Source organism: Streptomyces sp. NPDC086554 (assembly GCF_040686095.1).
In the GTDB taxonomy this organism is placed as follows: Bacteria; Actinomycetota; Actinomycetes; order Streptomycetales; family Streptomycetaceae; genus Streptomyces.
Window position 1 is genome coordinate 483990 of record NZ_JBFBJK010000002.1, and the last position, 21899, is coordinate 505888.

A 21899-nucleotide genomic window follows, 5' to 3' on the forward strand; every position below is an offset into this window, starting at 1 on the left:
TAGCAAGGGCCCCATGCGCGACGGCGACAAGGACGGCAAGCTTCTCGACGACGTGGGCGAGTGGATTGCCCCCAACTTGCCTGAGGTACCTGACCCGTTGATCCCGTTCCCTGGGCCGATTGACGGCGCGTTGCCCGGCTATGAAGACCCGTCTCCGTGCGCAGACTCCGGAGAGGTTCACGAGCCGGAGCTTGCCAACACCCAAGGAAATCTTCAGGTCCTCTAACGGCGAGTCACCGACTCCCTTACTGGCCTTCGCAATCAGATGATCACTAACTGAGCGAAGGAGTAAGGGAGTTGGACACACACACGATCAAGCGGACACGCTACGTGCTGACGGGTGGCCGCTGGTTCCTGATCAGCGGGCTTGTCTTCTACAGCCTCATGACCACGACTCCGTTCGTCTCGGAGCACAGCGAGTGGAAGTGGTCGGGGTTCGTCTTGGGCCTGATCGTGGATGCCGCGTTCATCATGGCGTTGAGCGCCGAAAGCACCCTCGCGAAGTACGGCATCCGAAAGCTTGGCCGTTGGCCGGTTGCCTTCCGCTGGGTCACGGGCCTCAGCTCCGTCTTCCTGAACGTGTGGCTCAGCGTCAGCGCGCACGACTGGGTTGGCGTCGCAGTGCACTTGATCGCTCCGGCGCTTGTGATGCTGCTCGCTGAAGTCGGGCCCGTGTACATGGCGGCACTCGCGGACGCTGAGCGAGAAGCCCTGAGAGAGCCGGAGCCGTCGCCACTGCCCGAATGGGTGGCGGAGGCCCTGAGCGAGCCGGAAGCGGCACCGATGCACGTTCCGCCGGTCCCACTCACGTTCAAGACGCCGGAGCCGGTACAGGGCGCGCTTCCGGAGTCGGAGCCCGCGGCACGCATCCCGAACAAGGAAGCCGACGAGATCATTGAGAAGGGTTGGCGTCACCGACTCGACCCGACCGAAGTCGCTGACGCTGCGGGACGTCACCCGGCAACCGTGCGCCGGAAGTACAAGCAACTTGACGCTGAGCTGAGCGTCTGAACTGAGCCCCCAGTATTGGCCAAGTGGCCGGTACTGGGGGCTTTGTCGTATGTGCACGATACGATCGCGCCCCACACACAACATGCACACATGGGGGGCCCATGCGACGCACCACGATTGCCGCACTGTTGACCGCTTCCGTTCTCGCGCTTGCCGGTTGCAGCGACGACGGAGAAACCGACGCTGCCGCAAAGCCCAAGCCGAAGGCCACGCCGACACAGACCACGCCTGACACGCCTTCCGTGCCGTCACCGAACGCCGCCCAGACGAAGGCACTCACTGACGCGCTCAGCGCCATCAAGCCCGAACTTGCCGCTGACGAAGAGCGAGCAGTCCGCCGGGCACAGAACGTGTGCATGGACGTGAAGGGCGGCAAGGACGCGGCGACCATGGCCAAGAACGCCAACGCGCGATACAGCGGCGGAACCGCGGGACAGCTCACCGACGCGCAGGGCGCCCAGATCGTGAAGGCAGTCAAGGACACATTCTGCTCGTAAATCTCGTGCGCACAGAGTGTGTTCAGTCCTACGCTCAATGTCATGGGCGAACTGAGTGATCACGATGTTCGGGAACGGCTCCGCGCGCACCAGGGCAGCGGACCAATCAGCCGACTGTTCGAAACAGGCGAGATCGTTGACGGGGCGGAGCTTCAAACCGCGCTGTCTCTCCGCATGGACGCGTTGGAAGACGACGGCAAGCACGCTGAAGCGGAGTCGCTAGGTGACGTTCTCACCTACGTGTGTGACGTCATGGACCGCCCACCCGTCCCAAACTGGGTGAACCGCTAACGGCAAAGAGCCCCCAACGTCGACGTTGGGGGCTCTCGTGCGCGTGAGGGTCAGTTGGTGGTGCGTGCGTGGCGCTTCTCAGGCGGACACTCACGACACCGATAGGTGCCTGGCCTGGTGTAGCTCTCCACCATCAACACGCCTGGGTGAACGGGGCACCGAACAACCTTGTCCGGGTTGTCAGCGGCCCAATCAGCCTCTTCAAGGGCCCGAAGGGTTGCGTGGTCTATCCCGCTCTCTCGACGGCTCACGCGCTCGCTCCTTTGCTACATGGGGGGCGTGGACGGGTCGTCATCCGGGTTCGGTACGGGGTTGCCGTCGTCTCCGGGGCTGCTGTCGTCGTCATCGTCCCCGTTGCCGTTGCCGCCGTTCCACAAGGTCCCTAGTTCTAGCCTCATAGTGTGCTCTCCCTCTCTCGGGCGTGTCTCGTGATTGCTCGTTCCGGGCGACCCACCCCCGATCGCCGACGACCGAGGGTGGGGTTGAACCCACCCCCTCACCGGACGGGGAGCCTGGGCACTCAGGCAACCGGCAAAGGGGTGGAACTTGACCCGCTTCCCCGCCGGGCGGAACCAGGGCACCGACAAGGAAGCGGGAGCTTCAGGGGCCGAGTCTGTTCGTCAAAGACAGGTAGATCACTAGGACGAGTGAGGCCACGGAGACGAGTGTCAGGATGCCGCCCCAGAACGCCCCGTCATTCGTGACCTTCCAGCCCTTCGTACGCGTCACAGAACTCGCCGCAGCTCTTGCTTACGGGCCTCAACAATCGCTCGGCGCGCGTAGTCGAGACCCTCGACTTCCTTCGGGGTCGCAGGACGGCAGTGCTGATCGTCCGCCGGCCACTCAATGCCAGAGGGGCGAGCCAACGTGAGTCGATCCCCGTTGACCGCAACCACTTCAGCCACTTGGTCACGCCGCCAATCCCTCACTACGTCTCCGACCTTGTTCAGTGCCACGGCGCAGACCGCCCTCTGTCGTGAACTTCCTTGTCTGACTCATAGGTTGGTCGGTTCCGACTAGGGTCACCAGGGGTAGCGGTATCAACACAGAAGCCTTGATATGAGGAGCGGTCATGCCCCCCGCGAGAAAATTGGACCCGACAGCGTCTGTGGCGCATCTGCTCGGCTACAAGGTTCAAAAGGCGCGGGAAGCGCTCGGTTGGACACAGACGGAGCTAGCTGACAAGGTCCCGACCACGCAAAACCGCATCTCTCAGATTGAGAACGCGACCGACCCACCAAGCCTCAAGATGACGACCCAACTTGACGCGATGCTGGGGCTGAAGGGCGCCTTGGTTGAGCTGTGGCCATTGGTCGGCATCTCGGGGTTTCAGGACTACGCTCAACCGTTCCTGAAGCAGCAAGGGACCGCGCGCACCATCCATGAGTTTTCACTGACGGTCCCTGGGCTGTTGCAGACAGAGGACTACGCGAACGCGATCATGAGTCTCAGCGTTCCCGACGGCAGCGAGGATCTAGCCGACAAGATCACGCGACGCATGGAGCGGCAGAGTGTCTTTGAGAGGGACGAGCCGCCTTGGCACTGGGTACTACTCGACGAAAACGCGCTGAATCGCGCACAGGGCTCCAAGGAAACGATGGCTGCTCAAATAGAGCGGCTACTCACGGACGTACAGCGCCCGTACATCAACGTTCAGATCCTGCCTGCCAACGCGGCATGCACTCCAGGGTCGTTCAGCCTTCTGACGATGCCCGACGGAGAGCGCTGCGCATACACCGAAGGGTTCCGTACGGGCATGTACTTTGAAGAACCTGCCGAAGTAGACCGCTACCAGAGGATCTATGATCGGCTCCGGTCTGACGCGCTGGGAACTGACGAGTCAGAACGACTCATGCGGAACGCACTGGAGAAGCACAGATGATGCCCAACTGGCACAAGAGCACCTACAGCGGCGATAACGACAACTGCGTTGAGGTTGCCGACAACGACCCCACAACGGTCATGGTGCGCGACACGAAGCGCAACGAAACGGGTCCTGTGCTCACCTTCGGTGCCCCTGCCTGGGGTGCCTTCGTGAGGCGGGCACAGAGCGAGATCTGACCGTTCTTTACGCAGAGAGAACGGTCACCGGGCCCCCGACATCACGTCGGGGGCTTTGTGCTGCGCTCAGTGCTGCCGAAGAGCCTTCCGCAACGCCCCTTCAATTGCTCGTACCGCCGGACCGTACGAGGGATCTCTCAGGCGCTCTTCGCGCAACTCCGCCACCCTCGCAACGCACACCACATCGTCAACCAGCGTGCGCACAACCTTGCGAAGGTCGTCGTGCGAAACGTCTGGGCGGTCCACCATGGCCAACGCGTACCGAGCATCGTTGCGCGCCATGGTGAGCGTGTGGGCTTCTTCCCGGTCGGCAAAGTCGTCCACTTCTCCGGGTGCTGCGTACTCCGGTTCTCCGTTCGGTCCGGTCCACGGAAGCCGACGGACGTTCAGGGGCACCACGTTTCCGGTTTCAGACACGGCAACTCCCGTCAATCGCATTGCGTTTCTTGCAACCACGCTACGCACGCCGAACACTCCGAACGCCGCTGAGCGTGCCCCAGCTTGTTGCGGGAACCGGCTGTACCGGACACACCGGACATGCTAGAACTACTAGTTCCGACCCTTCGGGTTGTCCCGGCCGCAGGAGATGAGCGCGAGGCGCGGCGCGGACCGTCTCAGCAGCCCGGGGTCCTGATAGGCCGAGCCGTGATGGGCGACCTTGAGCACATCCACCTCCGGCAGCGACGCCACGGCCGGCGTCCGCAACAGGGCACGCTGTGCGGGCGGTTCGAGATCTCCGAGCAGTAACAGAGTGAGCCCTTCGGCGCGGACGAGCAGGGTGACGCTGGAATCGTTGGGCCCCTCAGGACTCAGCGCCCCGCCAACCCCCTGGGCCATGGGCCACAACACCTGCCAGTCAAGGCCTCCGGTGCGCCGCCGCTCCCCCGCCACGGCCCGGGTCACCGGGATGCGATGTGCGGCCGCCTGCTCGTGCACGAACTCCGCCTGGTCCGGCGGTTCATGAAACCCCGTCGTCTGGATCGCGCCCACCCGGCGCCCGCGCAGCACGCCCGGCAGGCCCGCGACATGGTCGGCGTGAAAGTGCGTCAAGAGCACGAGCGGAACGCGCGTGACGCCGAGCGAACGCAGACAGCGGTCCACGAGCACCGGGTCGGGCCCCGCGTCGACGACCACACCCGCGCCGTCCCCCGCAGCGAGCACGGTGGCGTCCCCCTGACCCACGTCACACATCGCGAACCGCCAGCCCGCCGGGGGCCACCCCGCGATCACCCTGGTCAGCGGCGGTGGCTGCACGACCGCGAGGAGAAACAGCAGGGCACAGGCCGCGGCGAGCCAGGGACGCCGAAGCAGCCCGCGCCCGACCAGGACCACGACGACCGTGACGGCGGCGAGCAGCAGCCCGCCGCGCCAGCCACCGGTCCAGTCGACCCCGCTGCCGGGCAGCGCCGCGCCCGTACGGGCGATGTCCGCGATCCATCCGGTGGGCCAACTGGCACACCACGCAAGAAACTTGGCGACCGGCATCATCACAGGCGCCGCCGCCAGCGTGGCGAAGCCAAGGACCGTGGCGGGCGCGACGGCGACCTCGGCCAGGAGATTGCAGGGCACCGCCACCAGGCTCACCCGGGCCGCCAGGACGGCGACGACCGGTGCGCACACCGCCTGAGCGGCGGCGGCCGCGGCGAGCGCCTCGGCCGGACGCGGGGGCACCCGGCGTCTTTGGAGGGACGCGCTCCACCGCGGGGCGAGGGTGAGCAGGGCGCCGGTGGCCAGGACGGACAGCAGGAATCCGGGGCTGCGGGCCAGCCATGGGTCGTAGAGGACGAGCAACAGCACGGCGGCGGCCAGGACGGGGATCAACGACCGGCGGCGCCCGGTGCCGATGGCAAGCAGGGCGATAAGACCGCAGGCCGCCGCCCGCAGCACGCTCGGGTCCGGTCGGCAGACGATCACGAAGCCCAGGGTGAGAGCGCCGCCGACGAGCGCGGTCGTCCGCAGCGAAATCCCCAGCCGTGGGGCGATGCCCCGCCGCTCGGCGCGCTGCGCGATGCCGGGCGGGCCGATGAGCAGCGCGAGCACGATCGTGAGGTTGGCCCCGCTGACGGCGAGCAGATGGGTGAGGTCGGTCGCCCGGAAGGCCTCGTCGAGATCGAGCGGCACGCGGGAGGTGTCCCCGACCACGAGCCCGGGCAGCAACGCCCGGGCATCGGCCGGCAACCCGTCCGTGGCCTCCCGCAACCCGCCCCGCAGCCGACCGGCCACCCGCTGCGCCCCGGACGGCCCCTCCACCACACGCGGCGCCCGCTCCCCGGACACCCGCAGCACCGCCGCGACCCGATCCCCCCGAGGCAACGGAGGCGCGAGACTCCCCTGAACCCGCACCCGAGTAGAGGGCAACAACGCGAACCAACTCGCCGGATGCGCACGGGGATCGGGACGCCCACCCCTGCCAGGATCCCCGGCGGGGCCGCGTGCGGCATCCGCCTCGGCACGGCCGCGCTCAACAGCGGAGTCCCTGACGATGACCAGGACCGGGGCGCGCGTCACGGATGTCGCACCGTCCGTCGAACCGACCCGGACGATCTCCGCGTTCAGCACGACGGAGGGCGGGACGGATCGATCCCCCGTGACGTGCGGGCGGGTCCGGCGAGGGTCGGATGTGACCTCCAACTCGACGTCCACCTCCGCGTATTGCCGGGCCAGCACGGGGACGGGTCCGCGGTGCAGGTCGGCACCGTGCAGGCCCGCCGACGTCGCGGCCGCCGCGCCGCAGAGCAGTGCCGTCGCCACCGAGACCCGCCCCCACGGCTGCCGTCGCCCCGAAGCCCGCGCGCACTCCTGATCCTGCCGCTGCTCGTGCCGCCGCTCCCGCTCCTGATCCTGCCGTCGCCCCCTCCTCCGCTCCCGCGCAGCCCATCGGCCCGCGCCCGTCGGCCACCCCCGCACCGTCAGCGTCACCAAAAGCGCGCCCGACACCACCACACAGACCACCACTGCCGCGATCACCCATCGAGGCGGGGCGTCAAGCGCCAGGGCCGCCGTCCCCCAGGCCGCCAGCGCGGGCGGTACGAGGCGGAGGTCCGCCGGGCCCTCCTGCCGGGGGTGGGAGTCCCCGAGCCGGCGCCCGGACGACGCGTGCACCGCGGGGCGGACCGGGGGCACGGCAGACCCCGCGGCCGAGGGCGGCGGGCTCATGGCCGCACCAGATTCTGCAGGTCGGCGAAGCGGCGGTCGCCGATGCCGTTGACCTCGCGCAGTTCGTCGACCGAGCGGAAGCCGCCGTGCTCCGTGCGGTAGTCGATGATGTGCTGGGCCAGTACGGGACCGACACCGGGCAGCCCGTCGAGCTGCTCGGCGGTGGCCGTGTTGAGCCCGACCGGCGCGGCAGGACTCGCTCCCGTCGGCCCCGCGGCAGCCCCGGCGCCGGGCACGGCGGGTGCCGTCACCGGCGCGCCCACCACCACCTGCTCGCCGTCCATGAGCGGCCGCGCGCGATTGAGGCCGTCCGTGTCAGCGCCGGGACGGACCCCGCCCGCCGCCTTCAGCGCGTCGGCGACCCTGGAGCCCGCGGGCAACCGCAGAATGCCGGGACTGCGGACCTTCCCGCTGACGTCCACGACGATGCCGCCACCGGCACCGCCCTCACCGCCCGCCGCGCCCCCTGAACCAGCCGTTGGACCAGCCGTCGCCTGACTGCCGCCCTCCGGAGGCGGAACCCCCGGAGACGGAGACGGAGACGGCTCCGACTCCCCGTCCGACGCCGCCCGCACCACCTCCGGTGCCCGCACCGGCAGCGTGCGCCCCGCCCAGAAGTGCTGGGCGGCGAACACCGCGGCGAGGACGAGCACCGCGGCCAGCGCGATCAGGCTCCGCCGCTCGATCCCACACCTGAGTTGCAGCCACAGTGGCAGCCGCTCCCGCAAGGCAAGACCCACCCGCCCCCGCACCGGCGGCTCCGCATCGGGCTGCACCGCCGGCTCCGGCGCGGGCCGCCCCACCGGCTCGGGCACAGGCCGCCCCGCCACCGGTGTCGCAGGCCGCCCCGCAGCCGATACCCCCTCCCGACGCACATCCGGAGCCGCTCCCGACCTCAACCCGACGCCGCCGCCCGCCCGTTCAGGCTCGGCGAACAGCGTCTCCGCGCGCAGCCGCAGCGCCTCTGCCGAAGCATGCCGCCGGGCGGCCCGTCTGCGGGCGCGCCCCTGACTCCCACGACCGTCCGAAGCGCGACCGTCGGAACCGCGGCCCCGCCCCGGCCCACTCGTGGCGCCGGAAGTCCATGCAGGACGTGTAGGGGATGACCGTGAAATTGATGTCCGTGAACGTGATCGAAGTGCCATGCAGACGACGCTAGGCACTCCACCAAAGTAATGTTGATCTTGGTCAATTCCCGTGGATTACCCACGAGTTGTGGATAACTCCGTCACCCACAGGCGCGCCCTCCGCCATCCCGCGTCGCTCGGCGAAGCCTCAGCGAGGCGAGACCACAGCCCCCAGCAACCCCGGCCCCGTATGCGCCCCGATCACCGCGCCCACCTCGCTGACATGCAGTTCGGCCAGGTCCGGCACCCGCTCCCTGAGCCGCTCGGCGAGCGCCGCGGCCCGCTCAGGTGCCGCCAGGTGATGCACCGCGATGTCGACGCGGTTCGCCCCGGCCCGCTCGACCACGATCTCCTCAAGCCGGGCGATCGCCTTCGACGCCGTCCGCACCTTCTCCAGCATCTCGATGCGCCCGCCGTCCAGCTGAAGCAGCGGCTTCACCGCGAGCGCGGAGCCGAGCAGCGCCTGCGCCGCACCGATCCGCCCGCCCCGGCGCAGATAGTCCAGCGTGTCGACGTAGAAGTAGGCGGACGTGCCCGCGGCCCGCTTCTCCGCGGCCGCCACCGCATCGTCCACCGAGCCGCCGGACTCGGCCGCCTCCGCCGCCGAGAGCGCGCAGAACCCCAGGGCCATCGCGACCATCCCGGTGTCCACCACCCGTACCGGCACCGGCGCGTCCTTCGCCGCGAGGACCGCAGCGTCGTACGTGCCCGAGAACTCGGCGGACAGATGCAGTGAGACGATCGCCGTCGCGCCCGCCTCCGCGACCTTGCGATAGGTCTGGGCGAAGAGTTCGGGGCTCGGCCGGGAGGTGGTCACCGGCCGCCGTTTCTGCAGCGCCAGGGCGAGCGAGCGGGCGGAGATCTCCGTGCCCTCCTCGAGCGCCTGATCGCCGAGGACCACGGTCAGGGGCACCGCTGTGATGCCGTGCCGCTCCATCGTCCGCTGCGGCAGGTAGGCCGTTGAATCCGTGACGATCGCGACATGACGGGACATGCGCTGGAGATTACCTGCCTGGGCCCGGGGGCGGCAGCCCGACCCCTTGCGGGCGGGCCCGTCAGGTCGTGCTCTCGGGCCTGGTCTTCTTCTGCCAGGGGTAGTCCGGCTGCGGCGCCGACGGGGTGATCGCGGGCCGCTCCGGCTCCTGTTCGGACGCCTTGGACGGCTCGGCCCAGGTCTGCTCGGCTCCCTTGTCCGCGTCCGTCTCGGGCTCGGGCCAGGAGGTCGCCGGGGCCGGGGATTGCGTCGACGACGGCTCCGTCGTCCAGTGCCGCAGGGCACCCGCCTCCATGTCGATCTGTGTGCTCAGCGTGTCCAGGTCGTCGTCGGCGAACCTGCGGGCCCGGTCGCGCGCCGACCACCGCAGCGAGTCCGCCGCCTTCGTGATCTGTTCCGTGCGCTCCCGCAGCCCGGGGAGCCGCTCGGCCAGACTGCCCTTGTCCGGGTCACGCTCGAGCCGCCTGAGTTCGTCGTCCAGCTCGTGGCCATGGGCGCTCAGCCGCTCGAAGAGCCCCAGGGACTCCTTCAGCGAGGCGTCCTCGACCACGCCCGCCTGCAGCGTCTCCTGCGTGGCCCGCATCGACGTGCGCAAGGAGAGCCGCAACTGGGCCAGTTCGCCCGCGGGGCCGATCTGTCCGAAGCTCTTCGCCCGGAGCGTCGTGTCCTCCACCGTCCGGCGCGCCTGCGAGATCGTGCGGTCCACGCCGCGCTTGGCCGCGCCGACCACCTTCACCGTCGCGTACGCCCCAAGGACAAAGAACAGCACGACGAGCAGCGCCACGACTGCGATCACGGCGTCCATGACGCTCCTCTCAGGTCCCGCGGCGGGTTCCGCATCGCCCCTTCAACCGTAAACGCAAAGGGCAGGTCGAGGGTTCCAGCAGAACCCCCAACCTGCCCGTAAGGGAAGACCCCTATGCGCTACGCCGGGACGATGTTCACCAGCTTCGGCGCCCGCACGATGACCTTGCGGATCCCGGCGCCGTCCAGCGCGGCCAGGACGCGCTCGTCGCCCAGGGCCACCTTCTCCAGCTCCTCGTCCGAGATCGACGGGGAGACCTCCAGGCGCGCCCTGACCTTGCCCTTGATCTGCACGACGCAGGTCACGGTCTCGTCCACGACGAACGCCGGGTCGGCGACGGGGAAGTCCTGGTGGACCACCGATTCGGTGTGGCCCAGCCTGCGCCACAGCTCCTCGCCCACATGCGGGGCCAGCGGCGCGATCAGCAGCACCAGGCGCTCGGCGACCGAGCGCGGCAGCGCGCCGCCCTCCTTGGTCAGGTAATTGTTCAGCTCGGTGATCTTGGCGATGGCGGTATTGAACCGCATGCCGCCCAGGTCCTGGCGCACCCCGTCGATCGCCTTGTGCAGGGCGCGCAGGGTGCCCTCGGCGATCTCGGTCTCCGCGACGTCCGCGACCGTGACCTCACCGGTCGACTCGTCGACGATCAGGCGCCACATACGCTGCAGCAGGCGGTACTGGCCGACCACCGCGCGGGTGTCCCACGGGCGCGAGACGTCCAGCGGGCCCATCGCCATCTCGTACAGGCGCAGGGTGTCCGCGCCGTACTCCTCGCAGATCTCGTCCGGAGTGACCGCGTTCTTCAGGGACTTGCCCATCTTGCCCAGCTCGCGCTTGACCGGCTCGCCCTCGAAGAAGTACTTCCCGTCGCGCTCCTCGACCTCGGCGGCCGGGACCGGGAAGCCACGGCTGTCGCGGTACACGTAGGCCTGGATCATGCCCTGGTTGAACAGCTTGTGGAACGGCTCGGCGGACGAGATGTGCCCCAGGTCGAACAGCATCTTCGACCAGAAGCGGGCGTACAGCAGGTGCAGCACCGCGTGCTCGGCGCCGCCCACGTACAGGTCGACACCGCCGGTCGGCTGACCCGAGCGGGGGCCCATCCAGTACTGCTCGACGGCCGGGTCGACCAGCTTCTGGTCGTTGCGCGGGTCCAGGTAGCGCAGCTCGTACCAGCAGGAACCGGCCCAGTTGGGCATGGTGTTGGTCTCGCGGCGGTAACTTCGCAGACCAGCACCGTCGCCCAGGTCCAGGGTGACGTTGACCCAGTCCTCGTTGCGGGACAGCGGCGTCTCCGGAGAGGTGTCCGCGTCGTCCGCGTCGAAGGTGCGCGGGCTGTAGTCGTCGACCTCCGGCAGCTCCAGAGGCAGCATCGACTCGGGCAGCGAGTGAGCGATGCCGTCCTCGTCGTAGACGATCGGGAAGGGCTCGCCCCAGTAGCGCTGGCGGCTGAACAGCCAGTCGCGCAGGCGGAAGTTGACGGTGCCCTCGCCGATGCCCTTGCGGGCCATCCACTCCGTGATGCGCGCCTTGGCGTCGACGACCCCCAGGCCGTCCAGCGAGATGCCCTGTCCGGAGGAGTTGACCAGCTTCGCCTCGTACGAGCCGAACGCGTCGTCCCACGTGGAGGCGTCGGTCCCGCGGTCGTCGGAGGGCTCGACCACGCACCGCATCGGCAGTTCGAAGGCGCGCGCGAAGGCGAAGTCGCGGCTGTCGTGCGCCGGGACGGCCATGATCGCGCCGGTGCCGTAGCCCATCAGTACGTAGTCGGCGATGAAGACCGGGACCTGCTCGCCGCTGACCGGGTTGGTCGCGTAGACGCCGGTGAAGACGCCGGTCTTCTCCTTGGCGTCGGCCTGGCGCTCCACGTCGGACTTGGCGGCGGCGAACGCGCGGTACTTGGCGACAGCCTCGGCCGGCGTCGCATGCCCGCCGGTCCACACGTCGTGGGTACCCTCGGGCCAGGCGGCCGGGATCATCTTGTCGACCAGGTCGTGCTCGGGCGCCAGGACCATGTAGGTCGCGCCGAACAGAGTGTCCTGACGGGTCGTGAAGACGGTGATCGCGTCGTCTCCGGAGCCGACCGGGAAGTCGACGCGCGCACCTTCGGAGCGGCCGATCCAGTTGCGCTGCTGCAGCTTGATGGCCTCGGGCCAGTCCAGGGCGTCCAGGTCGTCCAGCAGGCGGTCGGCGTACGCCGTGATCCGCATGTTCCACTGGCGCAGCTTGGCCTTGAAGACGGGGAAGTTGCCGCGCTCGGAGCGGCCGTCGGCGGTGACCTCCTCGTTCGCCAGGACGGTGCCCAGGCCGGGACACCAGTTGACGGGGGCGTCGGAGGCGTACGCCAGGCGGTACTCGCTCAGCACGTCGGCGCGCTCGTTGGCGCTCAGCTCGTGCCACGCGCGCGTGGTGCCCGGTACGGCGCGCTCACCGACCTCGAACTGGGCCACCAGGTCGGCGATCGGACGGGCCTTCTTCGCCTCGTCGTCGTACCAGGAGTTGAAGATCTGGACGAAGATCCACTGGGTCCACTTGTAGTAGTCCGGGTCGATCGTCGCGAAGGAGCGGCGCTTGTCGTGACCCAGGCCCAGACCGCGCAGCTGCGACTTCATGTTCTCGATGTTGGCCTCGGTGGAGACCCGGGGGTGGGTGCCCGTCTGCACGGCGTACTGCTCGGCGGGCAGGCCGAAGGCGTCGAAGCCCAGGGTGTGCAGGACGTTGTGGCCCGTCATGCGCTGGAAGCGGGCGTAGACGTCCGTGGCGATGTACCCCAGGGGGTGGCCGACGTGCAGGCCCGCACCGGAGGGGTACGGGAACATGTCCATGATGAACTGCTTGGGCTTGGCGACCAGCGCGGCCTGCGCGGCGTCGCCCGCCGCCATGTCGCCGCTCGGGTTCGGCGCCTCGTACGTGCCGTCGGCGTCCCAGAAGTCCTGCCAGCGTGCCTCGATCTCGGCGGCCAGGACGGCCGTGTAGCGGTGCGGCGCGGCCACCTCGGAGGCGGCAGCAGAATTCGTCTCGCTCATGATCCTCAAAGCTCCATCGATCGTCTCTGCCTGCGGAATTGACCGTCCTGGTCAAATAAAAATGCCCCTCGCACAGGAGGGGACGCCGCGCCGATGCCGACCGCGAATTACCGGCGGTCGGGACTGATCAGCGCGGCCCGCTAAGCAGAAGGCGTACGGCACGCATGGCGTCAGGGTACCGCAGCGCCCGCGCGGCCCGCGACGAACCGGGCCCGTGACGCTCGATCACGTCCCATGACGCTCCGGAGGCCCACCGGAAGCCCGGACTCCACCTTTGGCCAAGGGTTACTCCGCGTACCGACCACTATCGGGGCAACACCAAGATCGCGTCGCGCTTTTATAACAACGCAATAACTCAAACCTCGTACTCACTGGTATGCGGCGACTTAGCATGCGGCGATCGAGCCATTTCGGAGTCGCCCCCATGAACCCTCTGAATCCTCATCACAAGAGCCGCGCAAGCCGCACCGATCGCACGAGCCGCACCACGCGCACGACCCGTTCGACCCGTTCGACCCGCAAGAGCCGCACTGATCGCGAAAGCCGCACGTTCCCCGCGTTCCCCGAGCCGAGCAGAACCACCCGCGGGGTCCTGTCCACGGCGGCTCTGCTGCTGATACCTCTGCTCGTCATAGCCGGGAGCGACGCCTTCCGCGCCGCCCTCGACTTCACCACCGGCGTCCTGTCCCTGGTCAGCCTGACCGCCGCCGTGGTCTGGGGCCTGGTCGCCACGGACCGCCTTTTCCTGCACTCCCGTCAGCGACTGCTCGCCCAGGCCGTGCACCGGGCCACGGCGGTCGCCTCCATCGGCTTCCTGCTGCTGCACGTCACCGTCAAACTCGCGCTCGACCATGTCTCGCCGGTCGGCGCGCTCATCCCCTTCGGCCTCGGCTTCTCCGGAAGCGACGGGCTCATCGGCCTCGGCTCGCTCGCCGGGCTCCTCATGGTGACCACGGGCATCACCGGGGCCCTGCGCAGCGCCTTCGCGTCACCGGCCCAGATCGCATCGCGCTGGCGGGCGCTGCACATGCTCGCCTACCCCGCCTGGTGTTCGGCGCTGATCCACGGCCTGTACGCGGGACGCGCGCCCAAACCGTGGGTGATCGCCCTCTACTGCCTGTGCCTCGTCGCCGTTGCGGGAGCCGTCGCGCTGCGCGCGGCACCGCTCCCGGTGAAGCGGAAGGTCGCCGCCCGGATCCTGGCCGTCCTCGAACCGGACCGGAACGGGCCTGCCCGCAGGAACACCGCCGAATCACCGCTCCCCGGCACGACCGCCGCTCCCGGCCGTGCCCCACACCCCGAACCCGAGCCCGATCCGGCCCCCGTGGTCGGCATCGCCGCGGCCTACCGCGTGCTCGCATCCGACAACCGGCCCACGGAGGTCCTCCCCCGCACCGACCCGCCGGCCCCCCGCTGGCCCTCCCCGTCCCCGCCGCCTCCCGCCGAGGCCCCCCGTGTGCCGTACGACTCCTATGACACCGCGCACGACACGGCGTACGTCTCCGAAGACCCCGCCTACCGCTCCCACGAGACCTCGTACGGCTCCACGTACGAACCGGCGTACGACCCCACGCCCACGTACGAAGCCCCGTACGACAGCGGTCCCGCCACCGAACCGCTGCCCCACACCTTCCAGGCGCCGAGTCCGGGCGAACCCTGGAACGCCGCCACCGGAGGCCCCAAGTGAACGCGTCGCTGCCCGATGTCCCCGAAGTCCGCGTGGTCGGACTTCCGCTCCTGACCTCGGGCTTCGACCTGGTCGAGCGCCTTGATCTGGCGATGCACCTGAAGGTGCACGGGCCCCTGGAACCCATGGCCGGCGAATCCCTGGCCACCCTCTCCGAAGACATCTCCTTGCGCGGCAGGGGCGGCGCGGGCTTCCCCTTCGCCCGGAAGCTGCGCGCGGTCGCCGACTCCGCGATACGTCGTGGGGTGCGCCCCGTGGTCGTCGTCAACGGAAGCGAGGACGAACCGGCCTGCCGCAAGGACACCGTCCTGATCAACCGCGCCCCGCACCTCATCCTCGACGGCGCGCTCCTCGCGGCCGAGGCGCTGGGCGCCCGCACCCTCGTCATCGGCGTGACCCGCGACTCCACGGAGTCCTCCATGCGGTCGGCGCTGGCCGAGCGCGGCCTGACCAACCGGCGCGGATCGGGCATCCGCGCGCGCGTGCAGCGCAATCCGGTGCGCATGGTGACCGGCGAGTCGTCGGCTCTGGTCCGCTCGGCGGACGGCGGCCCGCCGCTGCCCCCGGGGCGCAAACTGCGGACCTCCGACTCCGGGGTCGGCGGCGCACCCACCCTGCTGTCCAACGCGGAGACCTTCGCCCAGCTCGCGGTCGCCGCCCGCATCGGCGCCGACCGCTACCGCCGCACCGGTCTGCGGGACGAGCCGGGGACGGTGCTGCTCACCGTCTCCGGAGCGGTCGCCCGCCCCATGGTGGTGGAGGTCCCCACCGGAGTGCCCCTGCGGTACGTCTTGCAGCTGGCCGGCGCTCCGCCGCTCCCCCAGGGCGTTCTGACGGGCGGCTATCACGGCAAGTGGCTCGACGCGGTCACCGCTCATGACGCGGTCGTCTCACGCGCCTCCCTGGAGGCCTGCGGCGGCGCGCTCGGCGCGGGCGCCATCCTGCCCATCGGCCCTGGCACCTGCCCCCTCGGGGAGTCGCTGCGTGTGGCGCACTGGCTTGCCGCCGAGAGCTCGGGGCAGTGCGGCCCCTGCTACCTGGGGCTTCCGGCGGCGGCGCGCGGCCTCGCGGACATCCTGGACGGCGGCGGGCCCACCGCCCTGGAGGCGCTGCGGGAGGTGACACGAGCCGTGCGGCGGCGCGGCGCCTGCAAGCACCCGGACGGCTCGGCGGCCTTCCTGGACTCGACGATCTCGGCGTTCACGGACGACCTCGCCGCGCATGTCCTGGGCGGCGGGTGCGGCCGCCCCGTGGAGGGCGTCCTGCCGCTCCAGGCCGAGGCTCCCCAGGGAGAGGCGCCGAGCGGTCGCAAGCTCGCCGTCGACTGGACGCTCTGCCAGGGCCACGGCCTGTGCGCGGACATCGTCCCCGAGCTGATCCAGCTGGGCCCCGACGGCTTCCCCGGCGTACCGGAGGCCTCCGTACCGCAGTACTCCGAGGCGCGCGCCGCGCGTGCCGTACGCCGCTGCCCGGCACTCGCGCTCCGCATCGAGGAGGACCCCTCGGTGGCGCCACCGCGCCCGGCACTGCCTCCCGCCCTGCCGCCGGGCCGCGGCCGCAGGGCACTCGGAAGCGGGCGCCCTTGATACTCCCGTACATGACACACCCGTAGAAGCGCCGTCTACGTAGACACACGAAAGCGGGCCACCCGATCCGGGTGGCCCGCTTTCGGGGTGCGTGACCCCGCCGAACGCCGCCGTAGCTGTGAGCCCACCCATAGGAGCCACGTCACATGCTAACGACGGTAGTAGTGCCGTCGAGGCGCCCGCTGCGGGGCCGTGAGTCCTCTACGGGCCGTCTGACCAGGGCATCCTGCGTACCCGGGTAGTACGTCACATCGTTGCGTCCCCCTCCGGTGGCCGTTAACCCTTGCTGAAGTTCCGGGGGAGCCGGGATCGCACCCGGCGGATCCGCTCGCTTCGACCGAGCCCCCCACGCACACTTCGCATTGGAGAGTCACCCCCGCATGGCCATCACCGAGACGCAGACCAGCACCGCCCGATTCCGCAAGATCTCCGTCGCCGGCATAGCCACCGCCGGTGCCGCGGCCGCGGCCCTCACGCTGATCCCCTCGACCGCCCACGCCGCCGAGCCGGCTGCGGCGAGCGCCCCGGCAGCCAAGACCGCCGCGGCAGCCAAGACCGCCGCGGCTGCCAAGAAGACGTACCCCAACAACCTCGACGGCTGGATCCGCGAGTCCCTCGACATCATGAAGGCCAAGGGCATCCCCGGCACCTACGAGGGCCTGCACCGCAACATCATGCGTGAGTCCTCCGGTAACCCGAACGCCCAGAACGGCTGGGACGTCAACGCGCAGAACGGCACCCCGTCCAAGGGCCTGCTCCAGGTCATCCAGCCGACCTTCGACGCGTACCACGTCGCGGGCACCGAGAACGACCTGACCGACCCGGTCGCCAACATCACCGCGGCCGCCAACTACGCCGCCGACAAGTACGGCTCCATCGACAACGTCGACTCCGCCTACTGAGCCACCGCTCGGAGAAGTCGAAGAAGTCGAAGCAGGTCGAAGAAGAGGGACAGCGCATGCCGCACGCGAGCGGGAACGAGCATCCGGCTCACCGGGCCGAGGCCCAGGGCCCCGCAGTGCCCGACTACGGGCCCGCGCGGGTACGGCGCTCCCGGCGCAAGCCACGCAAGAAGGCGCTGCGATACGTCGCATGGGGCACCCTGGGCGTGGTCCTGATCGGCGGCGGGGGCCTGGCCTATGCCTGGCAGCACCTCAACGGCAACATCCAGGGCACGGACGTGAACGCCGCCCTCGGGCACGACCGGCCGAGCGAGCAGCGCGACGGCTCGATGAACATCCTCCTGCTCGGGTCCGACTCCCGGGCGGGAACCCACGGCAAGTACGGCCGCGGCATCAGCGGAGCCCGCGCCGACACGGCGATGGTCCTGCACGTCGACAAGACCCACAAGAAGGCTTCGGTCGTCAGCATTCCGCGCGACACCATGGTCGAGCGGCCCCGGTGCGCGAAGCCGAGCGGCGGCACGGCACCGGGCGCGCAGCAGGTCATGTTCAACTCGTCCTACCAAGTGGGCGGCCCCGCGTGCACCGTCAAGACGGTCGAGAAGATGTCGGGCGTCCGCATGAACCACTATCTCGAAGTCGACTTCAAGGGATTCCAGAAGCTCATCGACGAGCTCGGCGGCGTGGACATCACCACCCACAAGGCCATCGACGACCCCAACAGCGGTCTCTCCCTGAAGACCGGCAAGCACACGCTGAAGGGCAAGCAGGCACTGGAGCTCGTCCGCACCCGGCACGGCGTGGGCGACGGCAGCGACCTGGGCCGCATCCAGCTCCAGCAAGCGTTCATCAAGGCACTGATCCACCGTGCCCAGACGGTCGATCCGCTCGGCAGCCCGGCCAAGTCCTACGCCCTGGCGGACACGGCGACCCAGTCCATCAGCGCGGACTCCGAGCTGGCGTCCGCGGACAAGCTGCTCGGTCTGGCCAAGGAGTTGAAGGGCATCAGCCCCGACCGCACCGACATGGTCACGATGCCGGTCACCTACGACGCCCAGGACTCGGGACGGGTCCTGCCGCTGGACAAGGCCTCGCACCGGGTGTGGACCGCTCTGCGCAAGGACCGGCCCATCCCGGAGTCGGCGACCCGGGGATCGGTGGGCGACAGGACCGACTCGCCGGTGTCGGCGGGCGCCTGACTCGGCCACTGCGGGCCGAAACGCGAGATCCCGCCCGATCGCATCGATCGGGCGGGATCTCGGGAACGAACCTGAGGCGACTCAAGTGCGTCTCTCCTGTGGAGCTAAGGAGAATTGAACTCCTGACCTCCTGCATGCCATGCAGGCGCTCTACCAACTGAGCTATAGCCCCTTGCTTCACGCGGCGGCAGCCGCATGATGTCTCGTCGCCCGGTTCCCCCGGCGGCTCGGCCAACATTACACGGTCCTCCCCGTGCTCCACCAAATCGTTTCCGTTCTGTACGGATACGGCCGGTACTGTCTGCCTTCGTGACCGTGATCGCGCTCGCCGCAGCCCGCCGCCGCGTTCCCCTGGCCGCCTGGGGCTGCCTGCTGTCCTTCACGGCCTTCTGGCTCGCGCAGCGCGCCGCCGACGTCTCGATGATCGACCTGATGGTCTACCGGGCCGAGGGCGAGACCGTGCGCGCGGGCGGCGACCTCTACGCACTGCGCACCACCGAGGCCCATCTGCCCACCACCTACCCGCCGTTCGCCGCCCTCCTGTTCACGCCGCTGACGCTCCTGGACACGGCGGACATGCGGACACTGGCGACGCTCGGGAACCTGGTGCTCCTCGTGGTGCTCGTCCGCCTCTCCCTGCGTCTGATCGGAGATCCGCGCCACGCGCGCGTGGAGAGCGTGCTGTGGGTAGCTGCGGTCGCGGTCTGGGCGGAGCCGGTGTGGACGACGCTGCGGTACGGCCAGATCAATCTGCTGCTCGCCGTCCTGGTCCTGTGGGACCTGTCCCGACGGCCGGGCCACCGCTGGGCCGGTGTGGGCATCGGCGTCGCGGCGGCAATCAAGCTCACGCCCGCGCTCTTCGCGGTGTTCCTGCTGCTCACCGGCGCCGCCGAGGCCGTACGGCGGGGGCAGTGGCGAGTACCGGTGCGGCACGCGTGCGTGGCCGCTGTTTCGTTCGCCGGCGCGACACTGCTCGCGGCCGCCGTCCTGCCGTACGACTCCTGGCGCTTCTGGACCCGGATGGTCTTCGAGGCGGGCCGGGTCGGGCTCGCCGAGGACACCGCGAACCAGTCGCTGCGCGGGGTCCTCGCACGGCTCCTTCACACCGAGGAACCAGGTCTGCGGTGGGCGGTGACCGCGGCGGCGGTCGGCGCGCTCGGCCTCGCGGTCGCCGTCGCCGCCGAGCTGCGCGGGGAGCGCACCCGGGCGGCGGTCTCCTGCGCGGCGACGGCGCTCCTTGTCAGCCCGGTGTCGTGGTCGCACCACTGGGTGTGGTGCGTACCGATGGCGCTGCTGACGTGGACGGCGGCGGTGCGCCGGGGCGGCCGGGCCGGCTGGGCGGCGACCGGAGCCGTCGCCCTGGTCTTCTGCTCGTACGCCCTGTGGTGGGTGCCGCATGGCGCGGGACGGCTCGAACTCGGCCAGAATTATGGCCAGATGACGCTGTCCGCCCTCTACGTAGTGACCGCTTTCGCGTTCCTGCTGCAAGGGGTTTGGCCCCGGCCGCAAGAGATGGGGCGCCGGACCCGCCTGGAGATCAGGCCGTGGCGAAGGAGTAGAAGCGCTTGAGCGTGCAGTGCTCGTCGAGCAGCCGACCGTAGATCGGCTCCCCCTCGAGCTCCCGGTACGTCTCGATGGGATCGCCTTTTATGATCAGCGCCCGCGCGCATTCCTCGCACCAGTACTGGTAGTCCTGGTTGACCGGTTCCATGTCGCGGACGATCGGCGTACCACTGCCGCACCAGTCGCACTTCCGCCTGTGTGCACCCATCGATCAGCTCCAGCTGTGGCCGCAGGCCGTGCACACGTACGAGACACCGCCGTTGTCGCCGAGCACTTGGGCGACATGGGACGAACCGCAGGACGGACAGGTCAGGAGGGCGATCGCCGCGAAGGGAGCGGCAGCGCGGCGCGGCGCTGCCACTTCGATGAGGCCTTCGGCCTCTTCGAGGATGCTCGCAGGCATCGCTCTCCCTTCCGTCGGGTCACATTCGGTGATCTGGTGCGGTCCCCTTCCGGCCGTCCGATTCTGCCACGGTCTGAGCGAACCGGTCAGCGACGCATTCGTACCAGTCCGGACACGGCGCCGAGGGCGGCCGCCCCTGCCAGCGCGTACGCGCACACCAGGAGCGCGTCCGCGGATGAATACGCCCCCGGAGCCCCTTGTGACTCAAGCCGGTTGAGGAAAAGTGCGCCGAAGGCCGCGACACCGGTCAGCTGGCCGAGCTGAGCGACCGTCGAGAGCAGGCCGCTGGCGTCCGCGGCGTCCTCGGGCCGCACCGTGGAAAGCGCCCGGGTGAGCGTCGGGCTGAAGCCGAGGGAGAGGCCCACACCGATGCCCACGAAGGCCGCATACAGCCACAGGCCGCCTTCCCCGCCGTCGCGCAGCACCAGACCCACGGCGAGCGCCGACACCGCGGAGAGCGCGAACCCGCCCGGAATCAGCGCGCGTTGGGCCGCCGCGGGCCAGCGCCGCCAGGTCAGGCCGACCGCGCCGAAGACCACGGCGGTCGGCGCGAAAGTGAGCCCGGCGCGCAGCGCGCTGTAACCGAGGCCGCCCTGGATGTGCAGGGTGAGCACGAAGAGGAAGCCCGCGTTGACCGCCATCACCACGGCGATCCGGAAGACCGCGAGGCCCATGCCCGGGATGCGCAGGACCCGCGGCGCGATCAACGGCGCCCCGCCACCGCGGGAGAGCCGGGACTCGTAGGCGCAGAAGAGCGCGAAGACGACCGCCGCCGCACCGAGGGAGAGCCAAGACCAGAGCGGCCAGTCCTTCTCCTGTCCGAGCACCAGCGGCACGGTGAACAGCGAGACCGCGGCGCCGAGCAGCACCAGACCGGGCAGATCGAGCCCGCGGGCCCGCTCGGCGGCCCGCTCTCCCGCCGCCTCCCCGGCCCGCCCGGGGCCACCGCCGCCGTCGCGCGGCAGCACCCGCCGCGCCACGACAAGCAGGGCCACGCCGACCGGCACGTTCACCAGGAACACCGGGCGCCAGCCGGTGCCGAACAGATCGGCGCTGACCAGGATTCCGCCGAGCACCTGGCCCGCCGCGGCCCCGATCGCGAGGACCGCCGAGTACACGCCGAGGGCCCGGGTGCGCGCCTCGCCGGTGAAGTTGCGCTGGATCAGGCTGAGCACCTGCGGAATGAGCAGCGCCGAGCCCGCGCCCTGCAGCAGCCGGAAGGCGATCAACTCACCCGTGCCCTGGCTGAGTCCGCAGGCGAGCGAGGCGACGGTGAACACCGCGAGCCCCAGCAGATACATCCGCCGGTGGCCGACGCGGTCGCCGAGCCGCGCGCCGGTGATGAGCAGCACGGCGTACGTGATGGTGTAGCCGGCGATCACCAGCTGCAACCCGGCGCCGGACGCGCCGAGTTCACTGCGGATGGTGGGGGCGGCGACATTGACGATGAAGACGTCGAGCAGCGCCATGAACTGGGCCGCGATGACGACCGCGAGCAGCCGTCCGGGGCGATTGTCAGTGCCAGGGTCTTTACTGAGTAGGTGACTTGGACCAGTGGGATCGGTCGGAGTTGCCGTTGCCATGGCAGCGA

General features: G+C 69.8%; 21 protein-coding genes and 1 tRNA gene. 11 read left to right on the top strand and 11 right to left on the bottom strand.

Going from position 1 to position 21899, the window contains the following annotated elements:
- The first annotated feature begins 13 nt into the window (after nt 1-13).
- The 4 genes from AB0O76_RS04785 to AB0O76_RS04800 all read left to right on the top strand — a co-directional run bounded on the left by AB0O76_RS04785 (nt 14) and on the right by AB0O76_RS04800 (nt 1799).
- A complete protein-coding gene (locus AB0O76_RS04785; protein WP_365485435.1) occupies nt 14-226 on the top strand; it encodes a hypothetical protein in 213 nt (70 codons plus the stop codon).
- A 104-nt stretch (nt 227-330) separates the two neighbouring features.
- Nucleotides 331-1011 (top strand): hypothetical protein, encoded by a 681-nt coding sequence (locus AB0O76_RS04790; protein WP_365485437.1) that lies wholly within the window; start codon nt 331-333, stop codon nt 1009-1011.
- Nucleotides 1012-1112: 101 nt separating this feature from the next.
- Nucleotides 1113-1508 (top strand): hypothetical protein, encoded by a 396-nt coding sequence (locus AB0O76_RS04795; RefSeq protein ID WP_365485439.1) that lies wholly within the window; start codon nt 1113-1115, stop codon nt 1506-1508.
- 42 nt (nt 1509-1550) lie between these two features.
- Entirely contained in the window at nt 1551-1799 is a 249-nt protein-coding gene (locus AB0O76_RS04800; RefSeq protein ID WP_365485441.1) for a hypothetical protein, read from the top strand.
- Nucleotides 1800-2065: 266 nt separating this feature from the next.
- Here the strand turns inward: AB0O76_RS04800 and AB0O76_RS04805 are convergent, their stop codons facing one another.
- Nucleotides 2066-2197, bottom strand: a complete 132-nt coding sequence (locus tag AB0O76_RS04805; protein ID WP_365485443.1) for a hypothetical protein — start codon at nt 2195-2197, stop codon at nt 2066-2068.
- A gap of 674 nt (nt 2198-2871) precedes the next feature.
- On the opposite strand from AB0O76_RS04805, the gene AB0O76_RS04810 reads away from it, so the two are divergent.
- The gene (locus tag AB0O76_RS04810) at nt 2872-3681 is read left to right on the top strand and encodes a helix-turn-helix transcriptional regulator (protein WP_365485445.1); all 810 of its coding nucleotides are present in this window, start codon (nt 2872-2874) and stop codon (nt 3679-3681) included.
- Complete coding sequence (locus AB0O76_RS04815) at nt 3678-3860, top strand: DUF397 domain-containing protein (RefSeq protein WP_365485447.1); 183 nt, start codon at nt 3678-3680, stop codon at nt 3858-3860. Before AB0O76_RS04810 ends, AB0O76_RS04815 begins: the two co-directional genes overlap by 4 nt.
- A gap of 66 nt (nt 3861-3926) precedes the next feature.
- Here AB0O76_RS04815 and AB0O76_RS04820 read toward each other — a convergent pair whose 3' ends face one another.
- The 6 genes from AB0O76_RS04820 to leuS all read right to left on the bottom strand — a co-directional run bounded on the left by AB0O76_RS04820 (nt 3927) and on the right by leuS (nt 12968).
- On the bottom strand, nt 3927-4277 hold the full coding sequence (locus AB0O76_RS04820) for a hypothetical protein (RefSeq protein WP_365485449.1): 351 nt from the start codon (nt 4275-4277) through the stop codon (nt 3927-3929).
- A 132-nt stretch (nt 4278-4409) separates the two neighbouring features.
- Nucleotides 4410-7016, bottom strand: coding sequence for a ComEC/Rec2 family competence protein (locus AB0O76_RS04825; RefSeq protein WP_365485451.1), 2607 nt, complete (start codon nt 7014-7016; stop codon nt 4410-4412).
- Nucleotides 7013-8161, bottom strand: a complete 1149-nt coding sequence (locus tag AB0O76_RS04830) for a ComEA family DNA-binding protein (RefSeq protein ID WP_365485452.1) — start codon at nt 8159-8161, stop codon at nt 7013-7015. Before AB0O76_RS04830 ends, AB0O76_RS04825 begins: the two co-directional genes overlap by 4 nt.
- Nucleotides 8162-8291: 130 nt before the next feature.
- On the bottom strand, nt 8292-9137 hold the full coding sequence (locus tag AB0O76_RS04835) for a DegV family protein (protein WP_365485454.1): 846 nt from the start codon (nt 9135-9137) through the stop codon (nt 8292-8294).
- A 61-nt stretch (nt 9138-9198) separates the two neighbouring features.
- Nucleotides 9199-9942, bottom strand: a complete 744-nt coding sequence (locus tag AB0O76_RS04840) for a hypothetical protein (protein WP_365485455.1) — start codon at nt 9940-9942, stop codon at nt 9199-9201.
- 119 nt (nt 9943-10061) lie between these two features.
- On the bottom strand, nt 10062-12968 hold the full coding sequence (leuS, locus tag AB0O76_RS04845; protein WP_365485457.1) for a leucine--tRNA ligase: 2907 nt from the start codon (nt 12966-12968) through the stop codon (nt 10062-10064).
- A 424-nt stretch (nt 12969-13392) separates the two neighbouring features.
- Here leuS and AB0O76_RS04850 point away from each other — a divergent pair, with 424 nt between their 5' ends.
- From AB0O76_RS04850 to AB0O76_RS04865, 4 genes are all read left to right on the top strand, one after another.
- Nucleotides 13393-14655 carry a cytochrome b/b6 domain-containing protein gene (locus AB0O76_RS04850; protein ID WP_365485459.1) on the top strand — a complete coding sequence of 421 codons (1263 nt, stop codon included), beginning with the start codon at nt 13393-13395 and terminating at the stop codon, nt 14653-14655.
- Nucleotides 14652-16241 (top strand): NADH-ubiquinone oxidoreductase-F iron-sulfur binding region domain-containing protein, encoded by a 1590-nt coding sequence (locus AB0O76_RS04855; RefSeq protein WP_365485461.1) that lies wholly within the window; start codon nt 14652-14654, stop codon nt 16239-16241. The genes AB0O76_RS04850 and AB0O76_RS04855 overlap by 4 nt, the downstream gene beginning before the upstream one ends.
- Before the next feature lie 380 nt (nt 16242-16621).
- Nucleotides 16622-17143, top strand: coding sequence for a transglycosylase SLT domain-containing protein (locus AB0O76_RS04860; protein ID WP_365485463.1), 522 nt, complete (start codon nt 16622-16624; stop codon nt 17141-17143).
- A 56-nt stretch (nt 17144-17199) separates the two neighbouring features.
- Complete coding sequence (locus AB0O76_RS04865) at nt 17200-18342, top strand: LCP family protein (RefSeq protein ID WP_365485465.1); 1143 nt, start codon at nt 17200-17202, stop codon at nt 18340-18342.
- A 99-nt stretch (nt 18343-18441) separates the two neighbouring features.
- On the opposite strand, the gene AB0O76_RS04870 is transcribed toward AB0O76_RS04865, so the two are convergent.
- Nucleotides 18442-18514: transfer RNA gene (locus AB0O76_RS04870), tRNA-Ala, on the bottom strand.
- A 137-nt stretch (nt 18515-18651) separates the two neighbouring features.
- Here AB0O76_RS04870 and AB0O76_RS04875 point away from each other — a divergent pair.
- Nucleotides 18652-19911: a glycosyltransferase 87 family protein gene (locus tag AB0O76_RS04875; RefSeq protein ID WP_365485467.1), complete on the top strand. Its 1260-nt coding sequence runs from the start codon at nt 18652-18654 to the stop codon at nt 19909-19911.
- Here AB0O76_RS04875 and AB0O76_RS04880 read toward each other — a convergent pair.
- From AB0O76_RS04880 to AB0O76_RS04890, 3 genes are all read right to left on the bottom strand, one after another.
- Nucleotides 19880-20113, bottom strand: coding sequence for a hypothetical protein (locus AB0O76_RS04880; RefSeq protein WP_006137425.1), 234 nt, complete (start codon nt 20111-20113; stop codon nt 19880-19882). The genes AB0O76_RS04875 and AB0O76_RS04880 overlap by 32 nt on opposite strands.
- Nucleotides 20114-20116: 3 nt before the next feature.
- Nucleotides 20117-20308: a hypothetical protein gene (locus AB0O76_RS04885; RefSeq protein WP_365485469.1), complete on the bottom strand. Its 192-nt coding sequence runs from the start codon at nt 20306-20308 to the stop codon at nt 20117-20119.
- Between the two features lie 86 nt (nt 20309-20394).
- Nucleotides 20395-21891, bottom strand: a complete 1497-nt coding sequence (locus AB0O76_RS04890) for an MFS transporter (RefSeq protein WP_365485471.1) — start codon at nt 21889-21891, stop codon at nt 20395-20397.
- Nucleotides 21892-21899 lie beyond the last annotated feature (8 nt).

Coding starts and splice junctions, on each gene's coding strand:
- AB0O76_RS04785 (WP_365485435.1), top strand. CDS start 14: ATGCGCGACGGCGACAAGGACGGCAAGCTTCTCGACGACGTGGGCGAG.
- AB0O76_RS04795 (WP_365485439.1), top strand. CDS start 1,113: ATGCGACGCACCACGATTGCCGCACTGTTGACCGCTTCCGTTCTCGCG.
- AB0O76_RS04800 (WP_365485441.1), top strand. CDS start 1,551: ATGGGCGAACTGAGTGATCACGATGTTCGGGAACGGCTCCGCGCGCAC.
- AB0O76_RS04805 (WP_365485443.1), bottom strand. CDS start 2,197: ATGAGGCTAGAACTAGGGACCTTGTGGAACGGCGGCAACGGCAACGGG.
- AB0O76_RS04810 (WP_365485445.1), top strand. CDS start 2,872: ATGCCCCCCGCGAGAAAATTGGACCCGACAGCGTCTGTGGCGCATCTG.
- AB0O76_RS04815 (WP_365485447.1), top strand. CDS start 3,678: ATGATGCCCAACTGGCACAAGAGCACCTACAGCGGCGATAACGACAAC.
- AB0O76_RS04825 (WP_365485451.1), bottom strand. CDS start 7,016: ATGAGCCCGCCGCCCTCGGCCGCGGGGTCTGCCGTGCCCCCGGTCCGC.
- AB0O76_RS04830 (WP_365485452.1), bottom strand. CDS start 8,161: ATGGCACTTCGATCACGTTCACGGACATCAATTTCACGGTCATCCCCT.
- AB0O76_RS04835 (WP_365485454.1), bottom strand. CDS start 9,137: ATGTCCCGTCATGTCGCGATCGTCACGGATTCAACGGCCTACCTGCCG.
- AB0O76_RS04840 (WP_365485455.1), bottom strand. CDS start 9,942: ATGGACGCCGTGATCGCAGTCGTGGCGCTGCTCGTCGTGCTGTTCTTT.
- leuS (WP_365485457.1), bottom strand. CDS start 12,968: ATGAGCGAGACGAATTCTGCTGCCGCCTCCGAGGTGGCCGCGCCGCAC.
- AB0O76_RS04850 (WP_365485459.1), top strand. CDS start 13,393: ATGAACCCTCTGAATCCTCATCACAAGAGCCGCGCAAGCCGCACCGAT.
- AB0O76_RS04860 (WP_365485463.1), top strand. CDS start 16,622: ATGGCCATCACCGAGACGCAGACCAGCACCGCCCGATTCCGCAAGATC.
- AB0O76_RS04865 (WP_365485465.1), top strand. CDS start 17,200: ATGCCGCACGCGAGCGGGAACGAGCATCCGGCTCACCGGGCCGAGGCC.
- AB0O76_RS04880 (WP_006137425.1), bottom strand. CDS start 20,113: ATGGGTGCACACAGGCGGAAGTGCGACTGGTGCGGCAGTGGTACGCCG.
- AB0O76_RS04885 (WP_365485469.1), bottom strand. CDS start 20,308: ATGCCTGCGAGCATCCTCGAAGAGGCCGAAGGCCTCATCGAAGTGGCA.
- AB0O76_RS04890 (WP_365485471.1), bottom strand. CDS start 21,891: ATGGCAACGGCAACTCCGACCGATCCCACTGGTCCAAGTCACCTACTC.